This window comes from Ammonifex thiophilus (genome assembly GCF_003368535.1).
GTDB classification, from domain to species: Bacteria; Bacillota; Desulfotomaculia; order Desulfotomaculales; family Ammonificaceae; genus Ammonifex; species Ammonifex thiophilus.
Genome location: NZ_QSLN01000025.1, coordinates 1 through 21360 on the forward strand (window position 1 = coordinate 1; position 21360 = coordinate 21360).

At 61.4% G+C, this 21360-nt stretch carries 20 protein-coding genes; 18 read left to right on the plus strand and 2 right to left on the minus strand.

The features are described from left to right. From DXX99_RS09980 to DXX99_RS10055, 17 genes are all read left to right on the plus strand, one after another. Positions 1-197 (plus strand): ABC transporter permease subunit (locus DXX99_RS09980; protein WP_115793340.1); only part of this gene is annotated, 197 nt, incomplete at its 5' end. Between the two features lie 14 nt (positions 198-211). Then, positions 212-1081, plus strand: a complete 870-nt coding sequence (locus tag DXX99_RS09985) for an ABC transporter permease (protein WP_115793341.1) — start codon at positions 212-214, stop codon at positions 1079-1081. Next, a complete protein-coding gene (locus DXX99_RS09990; protein ID WP_165847824.1) occupies positions 1078-2088 on the plus strand; it encodes an ABC transporter ATP-binding protein in 1011 nt (336 codons plus the stop codon). The genes DXX99_RS09985 and DXX99_RS09990 overlap by 4 nt, the downstream gene beginning before the upstream one ends. Next, positions 2089-2778, plus strand: a complete 690-nt coding sequence (locus tag DXX99_RS09995; RefSeq protein ID WP_115793343.1) for an ABC transporter ATP-binding protein — start codon at positions 2089-2091, stop codon at positions 2776-2778. Between the two features lie 256 nt (positions 2779-3034). Next, positions 3035-3859, plus strand: coding sequence for a hypothetical protein (locus DXX99_RS11760; RefSeq protein WP_205664697.1), 825 nt, complete (start codon positions 3035-3037; stop codon positions 3857-3859). Position 3860: 1 nt separating this feature from the next. Further along, the gene (locus DXX99_RS11765) at positions 3861-5372 is read left to right on the plus strand and encodes a copper amine oxidase N-terminal domain-containing protein (RefSeq protein WP_205664698.1); all 1512 of its coding nucleotides are present in this window, start codon (positions 3861-3863) and stop codon (positions 5370-5372) included. Positions 5373-5412: 40 nt separating this feature from the next. Beyond that, entirely contained in the window at positions 5413-6363 is a 951-nt protein-coding gene (nikB, locus tag DXX99_RS10005) for a nickel ABC transporter permease (RefSeq protein ID WP_240610903.1), read from the plus strand. 5 nt (positions 6364-6368) lie between these two features. Next, entirely contained in the window at positions 6369-7280 is a 912-nt protein-coding gene (gene nikC / locus DXX99_RS10010) for a nickel ABC transporter permease subunit NikC (protein WP_115793345.1), read from the plus strand. 12 nt (positions 7281-7292) lie between these two features. Further along, positions 7293-8270, plus strand: coding sequence for an ABC transporter ATP-binding protein (locus DXX99_RS10015; RefSeq protein ID WP_115793346.1), 978 nt, complete (start codon positions 7293-7295; stop codon positions 8268-8270). Beyond that, positions 8267-9220 carry an ABC transporter ATP-binding protein gene (locus DXX99_RS10020; protein WP_115793347.1) on the plus strand — a complete coding sequence of 318 codons (954 nt, stop codon included), beginning with the start codon at positions 8267-8269 and terminating at the stop codon, positions 9218-9220. The genes DXX99_RS10015 and DXX99_RS10020 overlap by 4 nt, the downstream gene beginning before the upstream one ends. Before the next feature lie 16 nt (positions 9221-9236). Further along, positions 9237-9635, plus strand: coding sequence for a TrmO family methyltransferase domain-containing protein (locus tag DXX99_RS10025; protein ID WP_115793348.1), 399 nt, complete (start codon positions 9237-9239; stop codon positions 9633-9635). Between the two features lie 15 nt (positions 9636-9650). Continuing rightward, positions 9651-11180, plus strand: coding sequence for an ABC transporter substrate-binding protein (locus DXX99_RS10030; protein WP_115793349.1), 1530 nt, complete (start codon positions 9651-9653; stop codon positions 11178-11180). A 23-nt stretch (positions 11181-11203) separates the two neighbouring features. After that, positions 11204-12229 (plus strand): methyltransferase, encoded by a 1026-nt coding sequence (locus DXX99_RS10035; RefSeq protein ID WP_165847825.1) that lies wholly within the window; start codon positions 11204-11206, stop codon positions 12227-12229. Further along, positions 12230-13786, plus strand: coding sequence for an ABC transporter substrate-binding protein (locus DXX99_RS10040; RefSeq protein WP_115793351.1), 1557 nt, complete (start codon positions 12230-12232; stop codon positions 13784-13786). A 12-nt stretch (positions 13787-13798) separates the two neighbouring features. After that, a complete protein-coding gene (gene cobN / locus DXX99_RS10045) occupies positions 13799-17752 on the plus strand; it encodes a cobaltochelatase subunit CobN (protein ID WP_115793352.1) in 3954 nt (1317 codons plus the stop codon). Positions 17753-17764: 12 nt separating this feature from the next. Continuing rightward, complete coding sequence (locus tag DXX99_RS10050) at positions 17765-19096, plus strand: FmdE family protein (RefSeq protein ID WP_115793353.1); 1332 nt, start codon at positions 17765-17767, stop codon at positions 19094-19096. 102 nt (positions 19097-19198) lie between these two features. Beyond that, entirely contained in the window at positions 19199-19939 is a 741-nt protein-coding gene (locus tag DXX99_RS10055) for a DUF4198 domain-containing protein (protein ID WP_115793354.1), read from the plus strand. Positions 19940-19971: 32 nt separating this feature from the next. On the opposite strand, the gene DXX99_RS10060 is transcribed toward DXX99_RS10055, so the two are convergent. After that, the gene (locus tag DXX99_RS10060; protein WP_115793355.1) at positions 19972-20235 is read right to left on the minus strand and encodes a hypothetical protein; all 264 of its coding nucleotides are present in this window, start codon (positions 20233-20235) and stop codon (positions 19972-19974) included. 179 nt (positions 20236-20414) lie between these two features. On the opposite strand from DXX99_RS10060, the gene DXX99_RS10065 reads away from it, so the two are divergent. Continuing rightward, a complete protein-coding gene (locus DXX99_RS10065; RefSeq protein WP_205664699.1) occupies positions 20415-20687 on the plus strand; it encodes a hypothetical protein in 273 nt (90 codons plus the stop codon). 110 nt (positions 20688-20797) lie between these two features. Here DXX99_RS10065 and DXX99_RS10070 read toward each other — a convergent pair. Further along, on the minus strand, positions 20798-21360 hold a 563-nt coding region (locus DXX99_RS10070; RefSeq protein ID WP_205664700.1), incomplete at its 5' end, for an IS256 family transposase.

Sequence of the window (21360 nt, forward strand, 5' to 3'; positions counted from 1 at the left end):
GGGGGGGGGGCACGGTTCTGGTGGAGAACGTCTTCGCCTACCCCGGGCTGGGGATGCTGCTGCGAGAATCGGTGCGGGTGCAGGACTACCCTTTGATGCAGGGAATTTTTCTGGTCCTGGCCCTGGCAGTGTTGCTGGCCAACGCCTTGGCCGACTTGGCCTGCCACTATCTCGACCCGCGCTTGCGCTATGGCTGAGGGGGTAGAGGACGATGCGGGTACCGGGCCGCCGGGCAAGTTTTTTCTGGCCTCCGTTGAGCTTGGCCGGCAATGTAAGTTTGTTTTTCCTCCTTTTCCTGGTGGCGGTGGGGATTTTGGCTCCCTGGATCAGCCGCTACTCTCCTCACGCCGTTTCCGGGCCCCCTCTTGCTCCACCCGACTGGGAGCACTGGTTAGGGACAGACGAGCTGGGGGTCGATCTCTGGGCCCAGATGTGCTACGGCGCCCGGGTGAGCCTGCTGGTGGGCTTCGGGGTGGCCCTGCTGGCGGGCCTGGGGGGAGGGGCCATAGGAGCTCTGGCCGGTTACACCGGCGGGTTGCTCGACCGGCTCCTTTTGCGCCTGATCGACATCGCGCTGGTCGTGCCGCAGCTCCCTCTGCTCATCCTGCTGGCGACCTTCCTGGGAGCTCGCCTGGAAAACGTCATTCTGGCGCTGGCCCTGTTTTCTTGGCCCCGCCCGGCCCGCATCGTTCGCTCCCAGGTTCTGGTTCTCAAAAGGCAAACTTACCTCGTGGCGGCCCGAAGTTTTGGAGCTCGCACGGGCTATCTCCTGCGCCGCCACCTACTCCCAGAGCTCGCGCCGGTCATACTGGTAAGCCTTTTGCGCCTGGCGGCCAGAGGAATAGTGGCCGAGGCGGGGCTTTCCTTTATCGGGTTGGGAGATCCTACATTGAAGAGCTGGGGCAAGATTCTCTACCACGCCACCAACTTCAAAGGCCTCTTCTTCACTCCCTACTGGAAATGGTGGCTGGTGGCTCCGTGGCTGGCCCTGACCCTACTTCTCCTGGCCATCACCTTTCTGGGGCGGGACCTAGAGCGGATTGCCGATCCGCGCCTGCGTGTTGGGGGTGCGCGAGTGTGAGCCGGCTGGAAGTGAAAAAGCTCTGCTGCCACTTCGCCACGGAAGGCGGTCGGATCGAGGCGGTGAACGGAGTCTCTTTTTCCCTAGCGGCAGGGGAGGCGGTGGGGTTGGTGGGGGAGTCAGGATGCGGCAAGACCACTCTGGCCCTGGCCGTCATGGGACTTTTGCCTCCCACGGCCCGGGTTTCCGGCTCGGTCAGCTTTCGGGGAAAAAACCTTTTGGAGCTGAGCGAGGCGGAAAAAGATCTCTTCCGCTGGCGCCACATCGCCATGGTCTTCCAGAATTCGGCCGAGGTGCTGAACCCCATGCTGAGCGTGGGCGAGCAGATAGCCGAGCCTTTGCGCCGCCACTTGGGGCTTGGTCGGCGCGAGGCGGAAAAGCGCTCTCAAGAGTTGCTGGAGATGGTGGGTCTAGGGGGAGAGTGGGCCTGCCGCTACCCGCACCAACTTTCCGGCGGAATGCGCCAGCGAGCACTTCTAGCCTTAGCCCTGGCCTGCGAGCCGGAGATCCTTCTGGTGGACGAGCCCACCAGCTCCCTGGACCCCGACTCCCGGGAGGAGATACTGCGTCTACTGGCCGAACTCCAGAACAGATACGGCTTCTCCCTGCTTCTGATCTCGCACGATCTCTCCGCCGTGGCTCGCCTCACCTCCCGCCTGCTGGTTATGTACGCCGGCAGAGTGGTGGAAGAGGGACCAACTGAAGAGGTTATAGCTCGTCCTATGCATCCCTACACCCGGGGGCTCATCAGCTCCACCCCCCACCTGTTCCCCTACCGCGATCTGTGGGGCATACCGGGAGAGACACCCGGCCTCAAGCTTCCCTCCGGCTGCGCCTTTCATCCCCGCTGCACCCAGGCGGTGGAGAAGTGCCGACAGGAAGCACCGGGACTGGCTCCTCTGCCTGGTGGCCGCCGGGTGGCCTGCCACCGGGGCGGGATAGTGACCCTGCTGGAAGCTAAAGGGATACGGCATGAGTACCAGCTGGCGCGGGGCAGGCGCCTATAGGTGCTGAAGGGGGTCGATCTGAGCGTCAGGGAAGGGGAGACGGTGGCCCTGGTGGGGCGCTCGGGTTCGGGCAAGTCCACTTTGGCTCACATACTGGCGGGAGTTTTAACGCCCCTGGCGGGCGAAGTCCGCTTTCAAGGAGTGAAGCTCAAAGGCAACAACCTCAGCTCTCGTCCCGGGGGCATTCAGATCGTCTTTCAAGACCCCTTCAGCGCCCTGAGCCACCGCTTCCGGGTGCTGGAAGCGGTGCGCGAGCCCCTAGACATCAACCGCCTCGGTCCCCCGGAGGAGAGGGAAGAAAAGGTAAAAGAGGCGCTGGCCGCTGTGCAGCTACCCATCGATGAGGGCTTCCTGGGCCGGTTCTGCTGCGAACTCAGCGGCGGGCAGCGCCAGCGGGTGTGCATCGCCCGCGCTCTGGTGATGGAGCCCAAGCTGCTGATAGCGGACGAGATAACCTCGGCGCTGGACGTCTCCACCCAGGCCAACCTTTTGCGCCTGCTCAAGGGCCTGCAGAACAGCCGGGGCTTCGCCATGCTCCTGATCACCCACAACATGACTTTGGCCCTGAAGGTGGCCGAGCGCCTGCTGGTTCTGGAAAACGGGATCCTGCAGGAGAGATTTCTACTCGAATGTTCCGTGAACTACAAGATATGTGCAGATAAAGCCTCTTTTTCGGCTATTCGCGCCTAGCTGTATTGACAAAAGAGACAGTGAGCGGTAATAGTAGGCTTGAACGGCGGGACGGATCCGCCACAAAGAGTATTGACTATCAAATTAAACCAAAGGGACCACGAAGGCCCAAACAAGCCGTGGTCCTTTTTAGCTTTTTGGAGGTGATATTTTGTCGAGAAAGCACGATTAATAAGTTGTTAAAAGATCGGAGCAAGTGTAAGTGTGTAGGTTTAGCTAGCAAAAATTGTTTGTAGGGGAGAGGGGGAAAGTTTTTATGCGTATAGCGCTACTTCTAAGCGTTGCCTTCCTGCTTTCCTTTCTGGTCTTGTTTACCAGTAGTCAGAGGGCCTGGGCGGAGACCAGCAACAGCGCCCTCTGGTGCCCCAACCTTTTCCTGGACACGGTGAAAACGGGCGATACGGTGGAGCTAGGCGCCCTTTACATAAGCGAGAAAAACGCCGGCTCGATTAAAGAGAACGACTGGGTAACGATTTCACTTCCTTCCTGGGTCAAGCTGAAAAGCATAAGGATTTATTTCCCACCCACTTATTTACCCTATTCTGTATCCGGCGCCACTTACAAAGTGGAGTTTGACGAAAATGGATTCACTGTAAACCGAGAGGTTTACAGCTACGGTGACTGGGCCGGTCTGGGGCCCGACATGCTCTTGCAGGCGGTGAGCCCTTCTTCTTTCACCCTCAAGGTTAATAAGAACTGGATACCGACCAAGACCTGCTTTAAAGCCACCATCTACTTTGACCAGGTGCTTTTGCAGCCCCAGGCGGCGGAGGAGTTCAAACCCCTCGACATTAAAGCCACCCTGGACGCCCCTTCACGCAGCGGCTTCTCCTCCGGATCGGTTACCGTGGCCAAGTTGCAACTGTCCGCCCGCAGCTCCATAAGTGCCGATCTTCCCACCCAGATCACCGAGAGCGGAGGATCTCTGGCCGACATCACTCTCAAGGAGGATGCGCCCGGCGCCCTGCGGGTCAACGGTGAGGACTTTCTGACCCGGAACACGGTGAAGCTCACTTTGAGCCCGGGGTTCGTCTGGGATCAAGTGAAGCTCATCCCCCAGGGGGGGGTTCGGCTCCGATAGCGTGGGCTATGAGGTGAAGACCGATGCCAGCGGTGGCAGCGCTCTCTACCTCAAGATAGGGAGGAGTAGCGCGGATCCCGGTGCTCCGGGGGAAGGAAAACTTCCCGGTCAGCTGGTGATCAAGGCCACGGTTAAAGTGGACAAGAACCTGATGGAGGGCTGCGAGGTTAAGGTGTTTTACGGCGGCACCAACCCCGGCGTGGGCGGGGAAAGGGTGGCCGAGGTCACCGTGGCCAGGTACCTGGTTCCCGGACTCAAAGTAGTGGCCCGGAGCAAGACCACGGTGGTGACCGGACGGCGCGACCAGGTGCTGGGGAGCTTTGCCGTGCTGGAAGGGATGCCCAACGATCTGCCCTCGGGCCGCTCCCTCCACCTCACTTTGCCCGAAGGGGTCAAATGGAACCGGTTGCCTGAGGTATTCTGCGAAGCTGGGGAGGCCAGCCTCACCTTCCTCGACCGGCAAAATGAGGGAAGAACGCTTGTTTACCGGATAGAGAACACCGGGGTCGACCGTCTTTCCCTTTGCTTCGAAGGGGCCACGGTGGACTTGGCGGTTTACGCTCCGGCGGAGATTAAGGTGACGGTCAAGTGCTCCCGCCTAAGCGGCAGCGCCTCGGTGGCGCAGGTCCGCTCGCCGGTCACCCTGGCCGCGGCTGGAGGGGACATCCGGATCGGCCTTCCCGACCAACCGGTGGGCGAAGTGACCGTTAAAGAGAACTTCCCCGGTGCCCTGCGGGCGCGCGACGCGTCGGGAGATCGGGCCTACCTGGAACTCGAGCTCCCGCCCGGAGTGCGCTTCGCTCAGCTTCCCACCGTGCAAGTGACCTCCGGAGATCTGGAGCTCTACCAGGCTGGCATCCAGTTGGCGGATAATGACCGGGCTCTGGTGATCCCCATCGAGCGTTCCAGCGTGGTAGGCGTTACCGAGGAGAAGGGGGACAAAAAAGAAAGGGTGGGCAGTACCCTCATCGTCCGGAACATTCTCCTGACTTCCGACCGGACCGTGCCAGAGGGGCCGGTAGAGCTGGAGATTAAAGGAACGGCCTTGAGCGAGACCATGGAGCTCTTTGCCGACCGGCAGAACCGGCTCCCGCTGGTGATAGCTCAGTGCCTCACCCCGGCTCCCCGGGAGGTGAAGGTGCGGGCGGTCTTTACCGTGGGCAGCAGCAAGTACCTGGTGGGCGACAGGGAAGAAGTAATGGATGTGGTCCCCTACATAAAGGACGGGCGGGTGTACGCTCCGGTGCGCTACCTGGCCCGGGCTGTGGGATTGAAGGACAGCGACATTCTCTGGGACGAAGCAGCCGGCACCGTCACCCTGCTCACCCCCCGGAGGGTGGTGCAGTTCCGGGTGGGGGAGAAAAGCTACACGGTGCAGGGAGTGGAGGTGTCCATGGATGCGGCGCCAGAGATCGTTAACGGGCGGACCATGCTCCCCTACCGCTTCCTGGCCCAAGCCCTGGGCTTCAAGGCCGAGTGGGATGAGGCCCACCGGCAGGTGGTGATCCAGTAACCGGCAGGGGGATTATCCCCCTGCCCTTACCCCTTGGGGGGTGAAGGCAGTTTTGCTGGGCTATCTCCTGAAGCGGCTCCTTTATCTTGTCCCGGTGATGCTGGGGGTGTCCCTTATCACCTTCCTGCTTATCAACCTGGCGCCGGGCGACCCGGCGGGGCTCATCCTGCGCTCCGGTGGGGTAGAGCCTACCAGGGAAGCGGTGGAGGCTCTGCGGGAAGAGTTGGGTTTAAACGACCCCCTTTACCTACAGTACGGGCGCTGGCTGTGGCGGGTGCTGCACGGGGACTGGGGCCGCTCCTTTCGCACCGGGCGGCCGGTAGTGGAGGAGCTCCTCTCCCGCTTCCCGGCCACGCTGGAGCTCGCTTTGGCGGCCACGCTCTTCATGCTCTGCCTGGCCCTGCCGCTGGGCATTCTTTCTGCCCTTTACCGCCACGCCTGGCTCGACCACTTGAGCCGCCTAGGAGCTCTCCTGGGCGCTTCTCTTCCCGGGTTTTGGCTGGGGCTTGTGCTCATTTACCTCTTCGCGGTGAAGCTGAGGGTGCTGCCAGTTATGGGGCGAGGTGGGTTGGAGCACCTGGTGCTGCCAGCGGTGACCCTAGGCTTCGGTCTGGCCGCCGTCTACGCCCGAATTTTAAGGGCCGGGATGCTGGACGCGCTGGGGCAGGATTACATCAAGGTGGCGCGGGCCAAGGGCTTGCCGGAGAAGTGGGTGATCGGGCGCCACGCCCTTAAAAACGCCCTCCTGCCGGTGGTGACCCTCCTGGGCCTGAGCTTCGGGCACTTGCTGGGGGGAGTGGTCATCGTGGAAACCATATTCGCCTGGCCGGGGGTGGGAAAGTTCGCGGTGGACTCCATTTTTAACCGCGACTACCCGGTAATTCAGGGGTACGCCCTTTTCATGTCCGTGGTGTTCGTGCTGGTCAACCTGGTGGTGGATTTGTCTTATGTCTTGCTCGACCCGCGCATCCGTCTGGGGAAGGGGAGCTAAAGGTTATGGGGCTGGTCAGGGAAGCGGAAAGGGGTGCCGGGTGCTGGGAAAGGGCTGCCGGAGAGGGAGCGGCGGTTCGGGGGGACTCCGCCTGGGCGAGGTTGAAGCGCGACCGGCTGGCCCTGGCAGGGCTGGTTATGCTCTCGATCGTGGTGGCGGTGGCTGTCCTGGCTCCTTACCTGGCCCCCAACGACCCGGTGAAAGTAGATCTGCAACACCGGCTGGCGCCACCCAGCGCTCAGTACCCTCTGGGCACCGACCACCTGGGCCGCTGCATCTTATCGCGACTCATCTACGGCGCCCGGGTGTCACTCGGCACGGCGGCTCTGGCCCTCACGGCCGTCCTGCTCCTCGGCCTTCCCCTGGGCATTCTGGCGGGCTACTGCGGCGGCTGGGTGGACAACCTCATCATGCGGCTGGTGGATATACTGCTGGCCTTCCCGGGACTGGTCTTGGCGCTGGTCATCGCTGGGACCCTGGGGCCGGGGCTTTTGAACGTTATGCTGGCGCTGGCTCTGGTTTGGTGGGTGGGGTACGCCCGGGTCATTCGGGGGATGGTCCTTGCGGTGAAAGAAAAAGAGTTCGTCCTGGCAGCGCGGGCCTGCGGCACCTCCCGGTGGGGCATCATCATACGGCACATCCTGCCCAACGTGCTTTCCCCGGTGATCGTTCTGGCCACGCTGGATATGGGCAAGCTCATCCTGGCCATCTCCGGGCTTTCTTTCCTGGGGCTGGGCGCCCAGCCGCCCACGCCAGAGTGGGGCGCCATGCTCAACGACGGCCGTCCTTACCTGCAAGTAGCGCCGCAGCTCACCCTTTATCCCGGCCTTTGCATCATGACGGTGGTGCTAGCCTTCAACCTGCTGGGCGACGGTCTCCGGGACGCGCTGGACCCGCGCCTGACCACCAGGCTCTGAGGAGGCAGGGCAATGGCCACCCCGGTTTTGCGGGTAAAAAACCTTTCCACCTATTTTCACACTTCCCAGGGGGTCGTCCGGGCGGTGGAGCAGGTGAGTTTCTCCCTGGCCCCCGGGAAGACCCTGTGCCTGGTGGGAGAAAGCGGTTGCGGCAAGAGCGTCACCGCCCTATCGCTTCTGCGGCTGGTCGAGCCTCCTGGAAAGATCGTTTCCGGGGAGGTCTGGCTCAACGGCCGCGACCTCTTAAAGCTCGCGTCCTCGGAGCTCCGGCGGGTGCGGGGAAAGGAAGTGGCTTTGGTCTTCCAGGACTCGCTGACCTCTTTAAACCCGGTGCTGACCGTGGGGTTGCAGCTGGCGGAGACGGTGGTGGCGCACGAAGGCCTGCCCTGGAAGGAAGCCCGCCGGCGGGCGGCGGAGCTCCTTTACCGCCTGGGGCTGCCCGAGCCGGAGAGGCTCATGCGCTCCTATCCTTTTCAACTCTCCGGCGGAATGCGCCAGCGGGTGAGCTTGGCCATGGCGCTTCTTTTGCGCCCGCGAGTGCTGGTGGCCGACGAGCCCACCACCGCTTTGGACGTCACCGTGCAGGCCCAGATTTTGGCCGAGCTCAAACGGTTGCAGCGGGAGCTGGGAATGGCCCTTCTGCTCATAACCCACGACCTAGGGGTGGTGGCGGCTATGGCCGACGAGGTGGCGGTGATGTACGCCGGATCGATCGTGGAGTGCGGCCCGGTGACGGAGGTATTCGAGCGACCCGCCCACCCTTACACCCGCGCCCTGCTTCGTTCCGTGCCCCGGCCAGGGGAGGAGCTGGTGCCCATCGAGGGGCAACCTCCTTCGCTTTTAGGCCTCCCCGACGACAGGTGCCCCTTTCTCCCCCGCTGCCCGGAAGCACGGGAGGAGTGCCGGAAAAGGAGGCCGGAACTTTTAAAGGTAGCCCCGGGACAACTGGTGGCCTGCCACTACCCCTACATGGCGAGGGATGAAGGTTGAAACTTCTGGAAGTGAAGGGTCTGGTCAAGCACTACGTGAGGAAAAGAGGCTTGGCCCGGCGGGAGACGATCCGGGCGGTAGATGGGGTTTCTTTCTCCCTAGCGCCGGGGGAAACTCTGGGCCTGGTGGGGGAAAGCGGCTGTGGCAAGAGCACCCTGGGGCGGCTGATATTGCGGCTGGAAGAGCCCACCGCAGGGGAGGTGATCTTTGAAGGCGTAAATATCGCCACCTGCGGAGAGAAGGAGCTCCGGGAGCGGCGCCGGCATCTGCAGATCGTCTTCCAGGACGCTTACTCCTCTTTAAACCCGAGGCGGACGGTGGGGGCCAGCGTCGAGGAGCCCCTGGCCAACTTCGGTGTACCGCGCTCCGAGCGGCGGGAGCAGGTAAGAGAGCTTTTGCAGCTCGTGGGGCTAAATCCGGAAGAAGCGGCCAAGTACCCGCACGAGCTCTCCGGCGGGCAACGCCAGCGCGTCAACCTCGCCCGGGCGCTGGCCCTGCAGCCGAAGCTCATCGTCTGCGACGAGCCCGTTTCCAGCCTGGACGTTTCCATCCGGGCGCAGATCCTGAAGCTCTTCCGGGAGTTGAAGGAGCGGTTCCGGCTCTCTTACCTCTTTATCTCGCACGACCTGGCGGCGGTGAGCTGCCTGGCCGACCGGGTGGCGGTGATGTACCTGGGAAAGATCATGGAAATCCTGCCGGCTGAGGCGCTTTCCCAGGCCCGTCACCCCTACACCCGCGCCCTGTGGCGCTCGGTGCTGCCGCCCGACCCGCGAAACAGGGCTACGCTGGAGCCGGCAGTGAAAGGAGAGCCGCCCGACCCGGCCAACCCTCCGTCGGGTTGCCGCTTTCACCCCCGGTGCCCTCAGGCCCAGGAGCTCTGCCGGTGGGAAGAGCCGGTTCTGAGAGAAATAAAAGGAGGGCATCTAGTGGCTTGCCACATGGTCGTTTGAGAGGGGGGTTGGCCGCTTGATAAAAAGAGAGTTCGTCGTCCGGCCCATAGGAGAAGTCGGGCAGAGTCGGGGCAAAGGGATCAAAGAGGTGATCGTTTACGACGAGTTTGCTCCCGGGCTGGCGGGGGTCGAGGATCACCTTTTCCTTACCATCGTCTGGTGGCTGCACCACAGCGAAATTGACCGGGACACTTTGCAGTTCAAACCCATTCTGGCGAAAACGATGCCCCGGGGAAGGGGCCGGTCGCTGAAACTGCACGGCGTCTTCAGCAGCCGGGCTCCTCTGCGCCCCAATCCCATAGCCATCACTGTAGTTCAGCTAATCGACCTGGAAGGGAGCACTCTTCTGGTTCGGGGCCTAGACGCTCTTCCCGGCTCGCCGGTGCTGGACATCAAGCCCCATTTTCTCTTCTGAAGGAGGCGCAAACTTGTGGCGCGCGGAAGAAAAATTTTGGTAAGCTTGACAATCCTGCTCCTGCTCCTCCTGGGCGGTTGCGGCCGGTCGAAGCCTGCTCCCTCAGGCGAGCAGAGCCTGGTCATCGGTGCCGGCCGGGACTTCTATGCGGGGGAGCAGAGCCCCGGTTTCGCCCACGGCAGCACCGGCATATGGGAGAGCTTGACCGTGCTCAACGAGGATCTTGAGCCCGTGCCTCACCTGGCGGAAAAGCTGGTGCCTGACGACACTGGAAAGGTTTGGACCGTTTATCTGCGCCCGGGCATCAAGTTTCACGATGGTACCCCGCTGGACGCGCGGGCAGTAGTGGAAAGCGTCCGGCGCATAGCCCGCCACCCCAAGCTGGACGAGTACGGTACCTTCACCCACCTTGAGAGGGTGGAGGCGGTGGGCGAGCGGGAAGTGAGGTTCGTCTTCCGGCGGCCCGAGCCCGCCTTTCCTGCTAAAGTGGCCTACCACGGCTGTCCCATTTTCAGCCCGCAGAGCTTCGATGCCGAGGGGAAGATTCTTCACCCTTACGGTACCGGTCCTTTCAAGTTCGCCGAGTACAAAAAGGGCGAGGCCCTGACCGTGGTGCGCAACGACGACTACTGGCGGGGCAGACCCAGGCTGGAAAAGGTGACCTTTAAAGTCATCCCCGATCCTTCCACCCGCCTGGCCGCCCTGCAGACCGGCGCCATCCAGGCTATAGCCGATGTGGGCGGTGTCCTGCCGGAGCAGGCTCCGATAATCCAGGGCGACCCCCGCCTGGTTCTACTCTCTCGCCCGGTTACCACTACCCACTACCTGCTCTTCAACAACCAGAAGCCCCCGTTTAACGATGTGCGTCTCCGCCAGGCGGTGAGCCTGACTGTAGACCGCCAGCAGCTGGTTAAAGAGGTGCTGGGCGGCCATGGCGAGCCAGCGGACACCCTCTTCACGCCGCTGGCCAAACGGTGGGTGGTGAAGGGGCTGTGGACAACGGACAAGCAAAAGGCCCGCGAACTGGCCGAGCGAGCTAAAGGCAAAGAGCCGCGCAAGGTGCTGCTGGTGGTCAATTCCTCCTTGGCCAACCGCTGGCCTTACAGATCCTTGGCCGAAGTTTTACAGGCAGAACTCAAAGAGCTTGGCTTCGAGGTCGAGCTTAAGATGCTGGAAATGGGCGCTTGGAAGGAGGCGCTCAAAAAGGGTGAATATGACCTTACTTTAACACCTTACACCTTGATGACCGGAGACCCCGATTTCTTCTTCGGCCGGTGGATTTATTCACGGGGGTCGATGAACCGAGAGCGGGGTTTGGGCTACCGGAACCCGGAGGCGGACCGGCTGGTGGAGCAGGCGGCGGCCGAGCTCGATCCGGCCAGGAGAAAGGAGTTATACGACCGGCTGCAGCGGCTGGTGGCCGAAGAGGTTCCCCTGTGCCCTCTCTACCACGACCTCTGCCTCTACGCCACCAGAAAAGAAGTACAGGGTCTAACGTTGGACCCCTTCTTCAAGCCGAGCCTAGAAAGGACGTGGATAGAATGAGGCGCTCTGAGGAGGGAGAGGGAATGAGTTGTTTGGATGCTTTCCTGCCCCCAGTAGGGGGAGAGGCTCTGGCCGATATGGCCAGGGGTTACCAGCGCTCCCTGGTGCTGGCCCAGGCGTTCGAGTTGGGGATTTTCGACAAGCTGGCCGCCGGCCCCAGGAGGCCGGAAGAGCTGGCGGCGGAGTTCGAGGTGCTGCCGGAGCGACTGAAGCTGTTGCTCGACGCCCTGGCAGCCTTGGGCCTGCTAGAGAAGGAAGGAGAGGCTTACGGCAACAGCCTCCTGTCCCAGACCTTTCTCTGCTCGCAGAGCTGCTTTTGTCAGAAAGATCTGCTGCGGCTGCAGCTAGCGCCGGAGCGGCGCCGGCAGTGGGAACGGATCGGGGATTGGCTAAAAGGGGATACCATACGGCGGCCGGGCAATCCCGGCGAAGTGTTTAACCCTTCCTTTATCCACGCCATGGCTCAAGCTACGCTGAGCCACAAGGGCTTCGCTACCACGGTGGAGTTGGTGGCTAAGCACCCTTGCTTCGCTGGGGCGCAAAAGCTTTTAGACCTGGGAGGGGGGCACGGGCTTTACGCCATCGCCCTTAAAAGGCTCAAGCCGGAGCTGGAGGTCACCGTCTTCGATCTGCCGCACGTGGAAGAGGTTACCCGGGAATACGCCAGGAGGTACGGCACAGAGGTTAACTTTCTCCCCGGCAACTTTTACGCCGACGAACTTCCTGGGGAGCAGGATATAGTTTTGACCTTTGACGTTTTCTACGGCCCGCCGGCCAAGACCAGGGAAGTGCTGGCCAAGGTCTACCGGGCGCTGAAGCCCGGCGGCTACCTTTTCACCAAGCACTGGTTTTTGGACGATACCCGCACCCGCCCGGAGCGGGCGGCCCTTTTCGCCCTGCTGCTGGCCTTAGGCAACCCGGCCTCGCACGTCTGCACCTGCCGGGAAATGGCGGAGATGCTAGCCGGGGCGGGCTTCGTCGTAGAAAAAGAAGTCTCCGTGGGCGACTCCGCTTCCACCACCATCATCGCATGCAAGGAGGGAGAGTAAATGGCTGGAAAGAAAGTCCACTGGATACTACCGGTACTTCTGGCAATCGGCCTGTTCCTTTCCGGCTGCGGGGCCAGACAAGAGCCGCCCAAGGCCGCCGGGGAAGTGATCAAGGTAGGCATCCGGAAAGACATCGCCTCGCTCGATCCCGGTGTTTTTGGCAAGGGAGGCCCCGATTCCCAGCGTTACCTGATCTATGAGCCCTTGCTCTATCTGGATCAGGACTTCAACCTCAAGGGGCGGCTGGCGGAGAGCTGGAGCTCGGATGATCAGGGAAAGACCTGGACCGTGAAGCTCAAAAAAGGAGTCCAGTTCTCCGACGGCACCCCCTTTAACGCGGCGGCGGTGAAGTTTTCCCTGGAGTACCTGGCCAAAAGCAAGCGCATCTTCTGGCCGCTGGAGCGGATAGAGACGCCGGACGACTACACGGTCAAGCTGGTCTTCAAGCGCCCCTACGCCATCCTCCCCTACGATCTGACCACGGCGGAGATCTTCTCCCCCACCTCCTTCGATGCGGAAGGCAAGTTCAAAGCGCCTATCGGAACCGGTCCCTTCGTTTTCAAAGAATGGCAGAAGGAGCAGGAGCTAATTTTCGAGAGCAACGAAAATTACTGGGAAACCAAACCCAAAATCAAAACTGTCGTCTTCAAGGTCATCCCCGACCACCAGACCCGGGCCATGGCCCTGCAAAGTGGTGAGATAGACGTTGCCGATTATCTTCTCGTAAATGCCATCCGGGAGATGGAGAAGACGGGCAAGTTCTCTATCTACCGCAAGGCCAGCCCCTGCATGAACTGGATAGCCTTCAACACCTACCGCGAGCCTTTCAGCGACCTGCGCGTGCGCCAGGCGGTCTGCTACGCGGTGGACGTCAAGCGCATCATCGAGTCGGTGGTGGGCCGGGAGATTGCCACCTCCGCTTTGAAAGGGCCCCTTTCTTCCCCAGCCCACGAGTACATCCGCAAGCCCGATTTGGAGTGGTACACCTACAACCCGGACAAAGCCCGGGAGCTCCTCTCCCAGGCCGGCTGGAAGCCCGGTGGCGACGGTGTGCTGGAAAAGAACGGTAAAAAATTCCGGGTGACCCTCATCGCCTCCACCCTCTACGAGGAGGGCAAGGCTATCGCCGAGGCGGTGCAGGCGGACTTAAAGAAGGTGGGGATTGACGTGGAGGTGCGGGTGCTGGAGTCGGCTGCTCGTTTCGATGCCTTAAAGCAGCGGAACTACGACCTCATCGAACTGGGCGGCATCTGCCCCCACAACGATCCCACCCCCTGGTTCGGCTACTACTTCGGCACCCAGCGCCCAGAGTACTGCGTGCTGGAAAACCGGCAGATCCAGGAGTTGGTGAACAAACTCTACAGCACGGTCGAGCCCGAGGCGCGTCGGCAGCTATTCTACCGGCTGCAGGAGCTCCTGAAGGAGCAGGCGCCGGGGATCTTCCTTTATAACCAGGAGGCGGTGACGGTGGCCAGAAAAGATCTCAGGGGCTTCGTGCTGGAGGGAGGCATGCCCGGGACCTACTCTTACCTGCGCACTATTTCCCTGGGGAGCTAGGGAGGTGGAGAAATGCTTAAAATCGCTGGTTTTCGGGTAATTTACGGCCCCAGCGCCGTTGGCCGCGTTTATCAGGAGGCGGTGGCCGAGTTGGCGGAGGCGGGGCTGCCGATAGAGTTTCGCTACTCTCAGCCACCGGCGGCAGGTATGCCCCTTCCCCCGCCGGAATGGCTTGAGTTTGCTCAAAAGGAGGCGGACGCCGTCTTCTTCAGCTTCCCGCCGGAGTTTAAGGCGTTAGGAGAGTTTTTCGGGAGGCTAAAAGAGGAACTGCAAAAACCGCTGGTGCCGGTGACCGTCGAGGTGGCCACCCTGGGCAATGTGGCGCCGGAGGCGGCCCAGCGAGCGATCACCTACCACCTCTATGGGGGTAAGGAGAACTTCAAGGCCTTCTTCAGGTGGCTGGGGGAGCTGGCGGGCAGGATGCCGGCCGGCTCCGCCCCTGCTCCCCAGGAGCTTCCCTGGGCGGGGATCTATCACCCTCGGGCCCAAGGCTGCTTCACCTCGCTGGAGGAGTACCTGGCCTGGTACGGAGAGAAAGGGCCGCTAGTGGGGCTTTTATTCCCCCGCGTCTTCTGGGTAGAGGAGAACCTGGCGGGGTACGACGCCATCATTCAGGAGATCGAAAGGCGCGGGGCCGGGGTAATACCCGTTTTCAGCGACGGCTGGTTCGGGCAGGTGAGAAACGACGAAGTGATCCGCCAGTTTTTCTTCCGCAATGGGAAGCCGATCATCGAGGCCCTTATAGCCTATAGCGCCTTTTTCTTAAAGACACGCCGGGAGGTAGTCGCCTTAAACCGGGAGCCGGCTGATGATGTGCTCTTAGAGCTCAACGTGCCCATCTTAAAGATGATCCACGCGGCCCGGCAAACGGAAGCCCAGTGGCAAGAGGACCCGCAGGGCTTAAATTTACCGCAGGTGATCATCAGCATCACCTTGCCGGAGTTCGACGGGCTCATCGAGCCCTGGCTGGTGAGCGTGGCCGAGGATGAAGGGGAGTTCCCCCGCGCCCGCCCCCTACCGGAGCAGGTGAGTTACCTGGTCGATAGGCTTTTCCACTGGCTAAAGCTCCGGCGCAAGCCCAACTGCGAGAAGAAGGTGGCTTTTATCCTCCTCAACTCTCCCTGCAAGAGCGTGGAGGCCACGGTGGGCACGGCCTTCGGGCTGGACTCCCTGGAAAGCTTGGCCCGTATTTTGAAGCGCTTGAAGGAGGAAGGCTACCGGGTGGACTGGGTGCCGGAGAGCGGGCGGGAGCTGGCGGAAGCCATCCTGGGGCGGAAAGCGCTCCCCGACTTCCGCTGGACCACGCTCGACGAAATAGTGGCCAAGGGCGGGGCAGCGGCTCTGGTTCCTTTGCAAAAGTACCTGCAGTGGTTTGAGGAGCTCCCGAGGGAGGCCCGCGAGAAGGTGGCGGCGGCTTGGGGAGACCCGCGGGAGGCGGAGAGGGCTTCCGGGGTGCAGAAGCTTGCCCTGGGCCTTTACCGGGGTCAGGTAGTCATCCCTGGGATCGTCAGCGGCAACGTGTTTATCGGGGTACAGCCCAAGCGGGGCTGCGCCGGCTCCAAGTGCGACGGGGAAGTCTGCAAGATCCTTCACGATCCGGATGTACCGCCGCCACACCAGTGGATCGCCTGGCACAAGTGGCTGGAAGAGGAGTTCGGCACCGACGTAGTGGTGCACGTGGGCACCCACGGGGTGCTGGAGCTCTTGCCCGGAAAGACCACAGCCCTGTCCGAAGCCTGCTTCCCTCGCATTTCTCTAGGCAAGGTACCCCACCTTTACCTGTACAATTTGACCAACCCCATGGAGGCGGTGGTGGCCAAGCGCCGCTCAGCTGCCGTCATCGTTGACCACCTGCCGCCGGTTCTGGCCAGTATGCGCCTTTCCGGCGAACTTGCCGACCTGGAGGAGTTATTGGAAGACTACCAGAAGGCGGTAAGCCTCAAGGAGAAGGGGCGTGCCGAGATAATCCGGGCGCAGATCGCGGAAAAAGCGCGGAGGACCGGCCTATGCGCCGAGGACGAGACTCCAGACCCCGAGGTTTTGCACGAAAAGCTCACTCTTCTTCGGGAGAGCCAGTTCCGAGACGGTCTGCACATCATAGGCGAGGCGCCGGAAGGCGAGGCCTTGGCCGAGCTACTAAACGCTGTTTTGCGGCTGGATCAGCCCGATTGCCCTTCTTGGCGACGGGTTCTGGCCCGGTACCTGGGGCTGGATTACGACCTTCTGCTCAAGGAGCCGCAGGCTTTCCTTCCCGCGGCTGGGGTGAGCCACGGGAAACTTTTGGAGGAAATTGATCAGCTGGGCAAGGAAATCCTGGGCAGGGTGGAGAACCTGCCGGAAGAGGCGGTGGACGAGGCTTTGGCCCAAGCCCGGGAGTGCCTTTCCCGCTTCGCCCGGAAGCGGGGCCTTTCCTTGGATGATGGTGCCAAAGATTCTTTGACCAAAGTGCTGGCCAAAGCCCTGCGCATTGTGCCTCTTGTGCGGCGCACGACCGATGAAGTGGAAAACTTGCTGCGGGGCCTGGCGGGTGAGTTTATACCTCCCGGTGCCTCCGGGGCACTGGCCCGGGGCAAGGTGGAGGTCCTGCCCACGGGGCGCAATATGTATTCCATCGACCCGTGGCGCATTCCCACCGCGGCCGCCTGGGAGGTGGGGAAGCGGCTGGCGGAGGAGCTCATCGCCCGCTCCCGGGGCGAGGACGGCTCCTACCCGGAGACCATAGGCTTCACCCTGCGGGCCATGGACCCCTTCCGGGCTGACGGGGAGCTCATCGCCCAGATCCTCTATACCCTCGGGGTGGAGCCGGTCTGGGTGGCCGGACGGATGGTGTCGCTCAAACCCATTCCCCTGGAGAAGCTGGGGCGTCCCCGCATCGACTGCCTGGTGAACCTTTCTTCCATCCTGCGCGACGGGATGCCCAGGGCTTTCGAGCTTATCGACCAGGCGGTGAAGATGGTGGCGGAGCTGGAGGAGCCGCCGGAGCAGAACTTCGTGCGCAAGCACGTGCTGGAGAGGGAGGCCGAGCTCCGGGTCAAGCACGGGGAGGAGGAAGCGCGGAAGCTGGCCACCTTGCGCGTGTTTTCTTCCGCTCCGGGGACTTACGGCACGGGTGTGGAGCTGGCGGTGGCCTCTTCCGCCTGGAAAGAAGAGCAGGACCTGGCGGAGGTCTATTTCCACTGGACGGGCTACGCCTACGGTGAGGGAGTTTACGCCCGCAAGGCGCCCGCCGAGCTGGTGGACCGGTGCCGCCGGGTAAGCGTCACCTTCGAAAAGTTCGACTCGGACGAAATCGACCTTCTGGACTGCTGCCACATCTACGGGGTGCACGGCGGCTTCACCGTAGCGGCCAAAGTGGCCTCCGGGCAGGAGCCCAAGACCTTTTTCGGCGCCACCCACGATCCCGACCGGCCGGTGATCCGCACCTTACGCGAGGAGCTTTCCCGCATCGCCCACACCCGGCTTTTAAACCCGGCCTGGATCGAGGGCAAGAAGCGCCACGGTTACAAAGGAGCGGGGGACATCTCCAGCCGCGTCAACCACATGTACGGCTGGCAGGCCACCACCCGCCAGGTGGAGAACTGGGTCTTCGACGGGATCGCCCAAAAGTTCGTCTTGGACGAGGAGAACCGAAAGTTCTTCCAGGAAAACAACCCCTGGGCGCTGGAGGAGATCGCACGGCGGCTGCTGGAGGCCGCCAGCCGGGAACTCTGGCAGGCCGATCCGGAGCTCCTGGCCCGGCTCAAGGAGGTCTATCTGGAAATCGAGGGCTGGCTGGAAGAGCGCATGGGGGAGGTGAAAGGAGAGTTCCAGGGCGGAGCGGTGGAGGTGCGCGCACTCGGGGAAATGGAGGGATGGGCGGAGAAGCTGGCGGAAGTGCGGCGGGAGTTGGAATCTGGGCGAGCCAACGAGGTTCCCGCGTTAGTCTTTCGAAGCGGCAGGCAAGCGAAGAAAGGCCCGACCATATAGGAGGTGGATATTATGCGGCTTCGTTTGGTGGCTGTGCTGATGGGGTTGGCGCTGCTGTCGGTGGGAGGAGTGTATGCCGCAGCGCAACAATTTTTCCCGGTCAAGGTGCTGGTTAACGGGCAGGAAGTGGCCTTCGACACCTCCCCGGTAATTTCTGGGGGAAGAACTCTGGTCCCCCTGCGCGCGCTGGTGGAAGTTTTGGGAGGTGCGGTCAATTGGCATCCGGATCGGCGCGTTGCGGAGGTGGTTTTCCCTGCTCCTCCGCCCGGAGCGGAGCCCAGCTATTTCTTTTGGCGGGAAGTAGGGGAGCAGGCGGCTAAAAAAGCTCTTTCTCACCTGGGCACCCCCGTCGACTTACTGGTGCTTACCAACGCCGGCTACGTTAACCCGGGGGGAAAATCTACCCTACCTTGCCTCGACGGCATCATGGCCTTAACCGCTTGCACCGAGGGCAAAGGTAACCTGCTGCGAGTGCACACGGCTGACACCCGCCCCTTGTGGTTTTTCTTCTGGGACAAGAAAAGCGGCCAAGGGGTCTTTTTGGAACTAGATCGATCCGTTGCGCTCCAGCTTTTGAACCGGCCCGCTGGCCAGCCGCTCGGGCAGGCGGCGCTTTGGTCCAAAGTGGCTTGTGAGAATATCGCGGCGGAACATCTTTTATCCCATCCACAGCAGTGGAACCAGAAGGTGCAGGCCAAGATCTTTGACGGTTTTGAGTTCGGTATTGTGACCATAGCCAATCTGGTGGCGCACGGCGCTCCGCCGGAGCTCATCCAATCGGCTCTTTTCCACGACCATCTCTGCCCCGGTGTTACCAGCGGCTACCTCATTGCCGAGTACCTTAAGCGACACTTCCCTCTTTCTCCGGGGGAGAGCTACTACGTGCTGGCCCTTCCTCCCTGGTGTAAGGAGGACGCTCTGCAAGTCGTGCTCAACACCACCCCGGGCAAGGGGGGCATGGCGGTGATTCCGATGAACGAGGCCGCTAAGGCCCGGCTCAAGCCGGAGGCCAAGAACTTGGCCGGCATTTACTTCCGTTACCACCCGGCGCAGCAACGGGGAGAAGGGCTGGTACTGGCTTTCGACTTCGGCAAAGCTTACGAGCAGAGCGGTGTCGATATGGCGAAGAGTTTTCCTTGGGAAAGCCGCTTGAAGCTGGACCTCTGGCTGCTCCAATACCTTGACCGCCCGGAGCTCTTCATCACCGAGATCAAGCGGTTCCAGCTGGCCCCGGGCGAGGCGCCCAGCGATTACGCTCAGCCGGGAACGAATCCTCTGGTCAAGCTGGGACTGTGGCAGCAACAGTTTTCTGGCCCCCACCGGGCGGTGGGGGCCAGAAGATGAAACATTTATGCCCGGGAAGGAATTTTTTCTCTCCGGGGAGAAAAGCTGCTAGGAGGAGTTCTTCTTGAACCAACGACGCCAAACCGGGAGGGGGAGCAATCCATGCTGCGAGTGGTTCAGGGACACGAGATCTGGGTGATACCAGAGGCCAGCCATTTTCACATGGGAACGGAAACTCGCTGCCGTGTTTTTTACGGGCACGCGGGGCGGCCGGACGGCCTGGCAGATTTAAACCGTCTTTCCGCCTGGGTGCTCAAACCGGAGGGCAAGCGCCTCAACCTGGCGGTCACCGCGGGAGACAACACCTTTCACCTGGTGAAGTTCGTTCCCGACGAGGACGGCTTCTGGGCGGTGACGGTGGAGAACGACGTAGGCGCTATCGCCTTGAAAGGCGGACTTTTCCGCCAGGGCACGCGCCGGGATTTCCCCGACGCCAAAGAAGTGAGCTACTATCACCAGTACGCCAAGACCTTCGTGCAGGTGGGGCATCTGCACGAGGAGGAAACGGCCGTAATCCCGGCGTCGCCCGTGCGGCTGGGGCACGAGCTGGAGCTGGTGGCCGTTCCCGGCCCCTACCGGTTGGGGAGCGAGTTGGTGCTGGAGGTCTACTACCGGGGTCAGCCTCTGCCGGGGGCGGAGGTCAAGGCCAACTGGAGCCTGCGGGAAGGAAAGGATTGGGCCTGGACCCGCCGCGCCGACTCCGCGGGAAAGCTGAAAATCACTTTGGACCAGCCGGGGCACTGGCTCTTTTACGTACGCCACACCGACGACACTCTTGGTAAAGAAGGAGAGTACGATAAGGTAATCTGTACTGCCACCTTGAGCTTTTACGGCGTTCGCTAAAAGGTTAAGCCGGGGCAATATGCCCCGGCTTTTTAAACGCACCTCAGTTCTTCTTCCATGTCCTTCACGTATTGGGCGATTAGGACTCCCAGGTAGATACAAACGCGCCCCTCCATACAAGCGTCGGCATCTTTTTTGGCCAGGAAGGCGTGGCGCTGAGCCGTCCCTTTTTTGAAAGTCACAACCCACGCGTCCCTTCCCTCATCGAACTCCAGATCTACCGCAATATCGCACTTTTTAAGCTCTGGATACATCTCCACAAGCTTGGCCCTGAGCTCTTCCGCCGTGTAGCTCATTTTCCCACTCCTTCGCGTAATTGTTCTTACTACTGCGATCAAGTTTGTTGGAGATAATAAAAATTCCTTCTTTGCTGATGGTAAAAAAAGCCGGATATTGTCTCGGCGGAGAAAATGGAATATCATTAAGGCCAGCGCTTCAAAATCAGAAACCGGCAGGGGGAGGGACTGGTATCGAAATGAGTTTCAGCGAGGGACTAAATGCTACTCCGGCGACGCAGACCAGACTCCGCACCGGGACACACCGCAGCTACTTGAGCGGTATGTGCGTCACCTGTCTCGATGGCTGCCCCGGACTTTGTGAAGTTGGACGTTCGGCCGTGCGGGGCAAAGAAGTTCTCTATCCTCAGCCCTTTGGGCACACCACCTCGGCAGCCCAAAAGAAATACCCGGTCGACTACTCTCACTTCACCATTCTGGGCACGGTGAAGGGGGCCTACGGGGGTTGTTAGCAGCTAACCAATTTGCTAGGCTTTCGTGGGCAAAGGTGTGAAATCCAGGGTCAAGTCCAATTTTGTGTGTAAAATCCCTCTGGTAGCCTTTGGAGCTTATTAGAGCCTTGTTAAGCTGCCCCTTTCTTAGTCTTGTTGGTTTTTGCTGCTTCTGTTCGTTCTTGCTCCTGCCTCCATGTCCAGTACTCCGTCATGTCCAGGTAGCGGTGGCCGGTTGCCCAAGCCTCGTCTATCTCCATGAGCACCGCACCAATCAGTCTCAACGCCGCTTCTTCATTGGGGAAAATCCCTACTACCCTCTCCCGCCGGCGAATTTCGCGGTTCAGGCGTTCCATGGCATTGGTCGTACGCAAGCGCCGCCTAACCGGTTCCGGCAGAGCCATAACCGCCATGGCATCCTCAAAACCAGCTTCAAGTCTCTCTATTGCCCTGGGCGCTACGGCCTCAAACTCTTGCACCACCTCCTCCAGGAGTAGTCTTGCCGTATCCATATCCGGCGCTTCAAAAATGTGTCTAAGGCGAGCATGAAGCTGCTTCTGCCAGGACTTGGGACACGCTTCCAGAATGTTGCGGACAAAATGCGTCTGGCACCGCTGCCAACTCGCCCCCTGAAAGTGGATCATAATGGCGTTTACCAGCCCCCTATGGTCATCCGAAACCACCAGGTCAACCC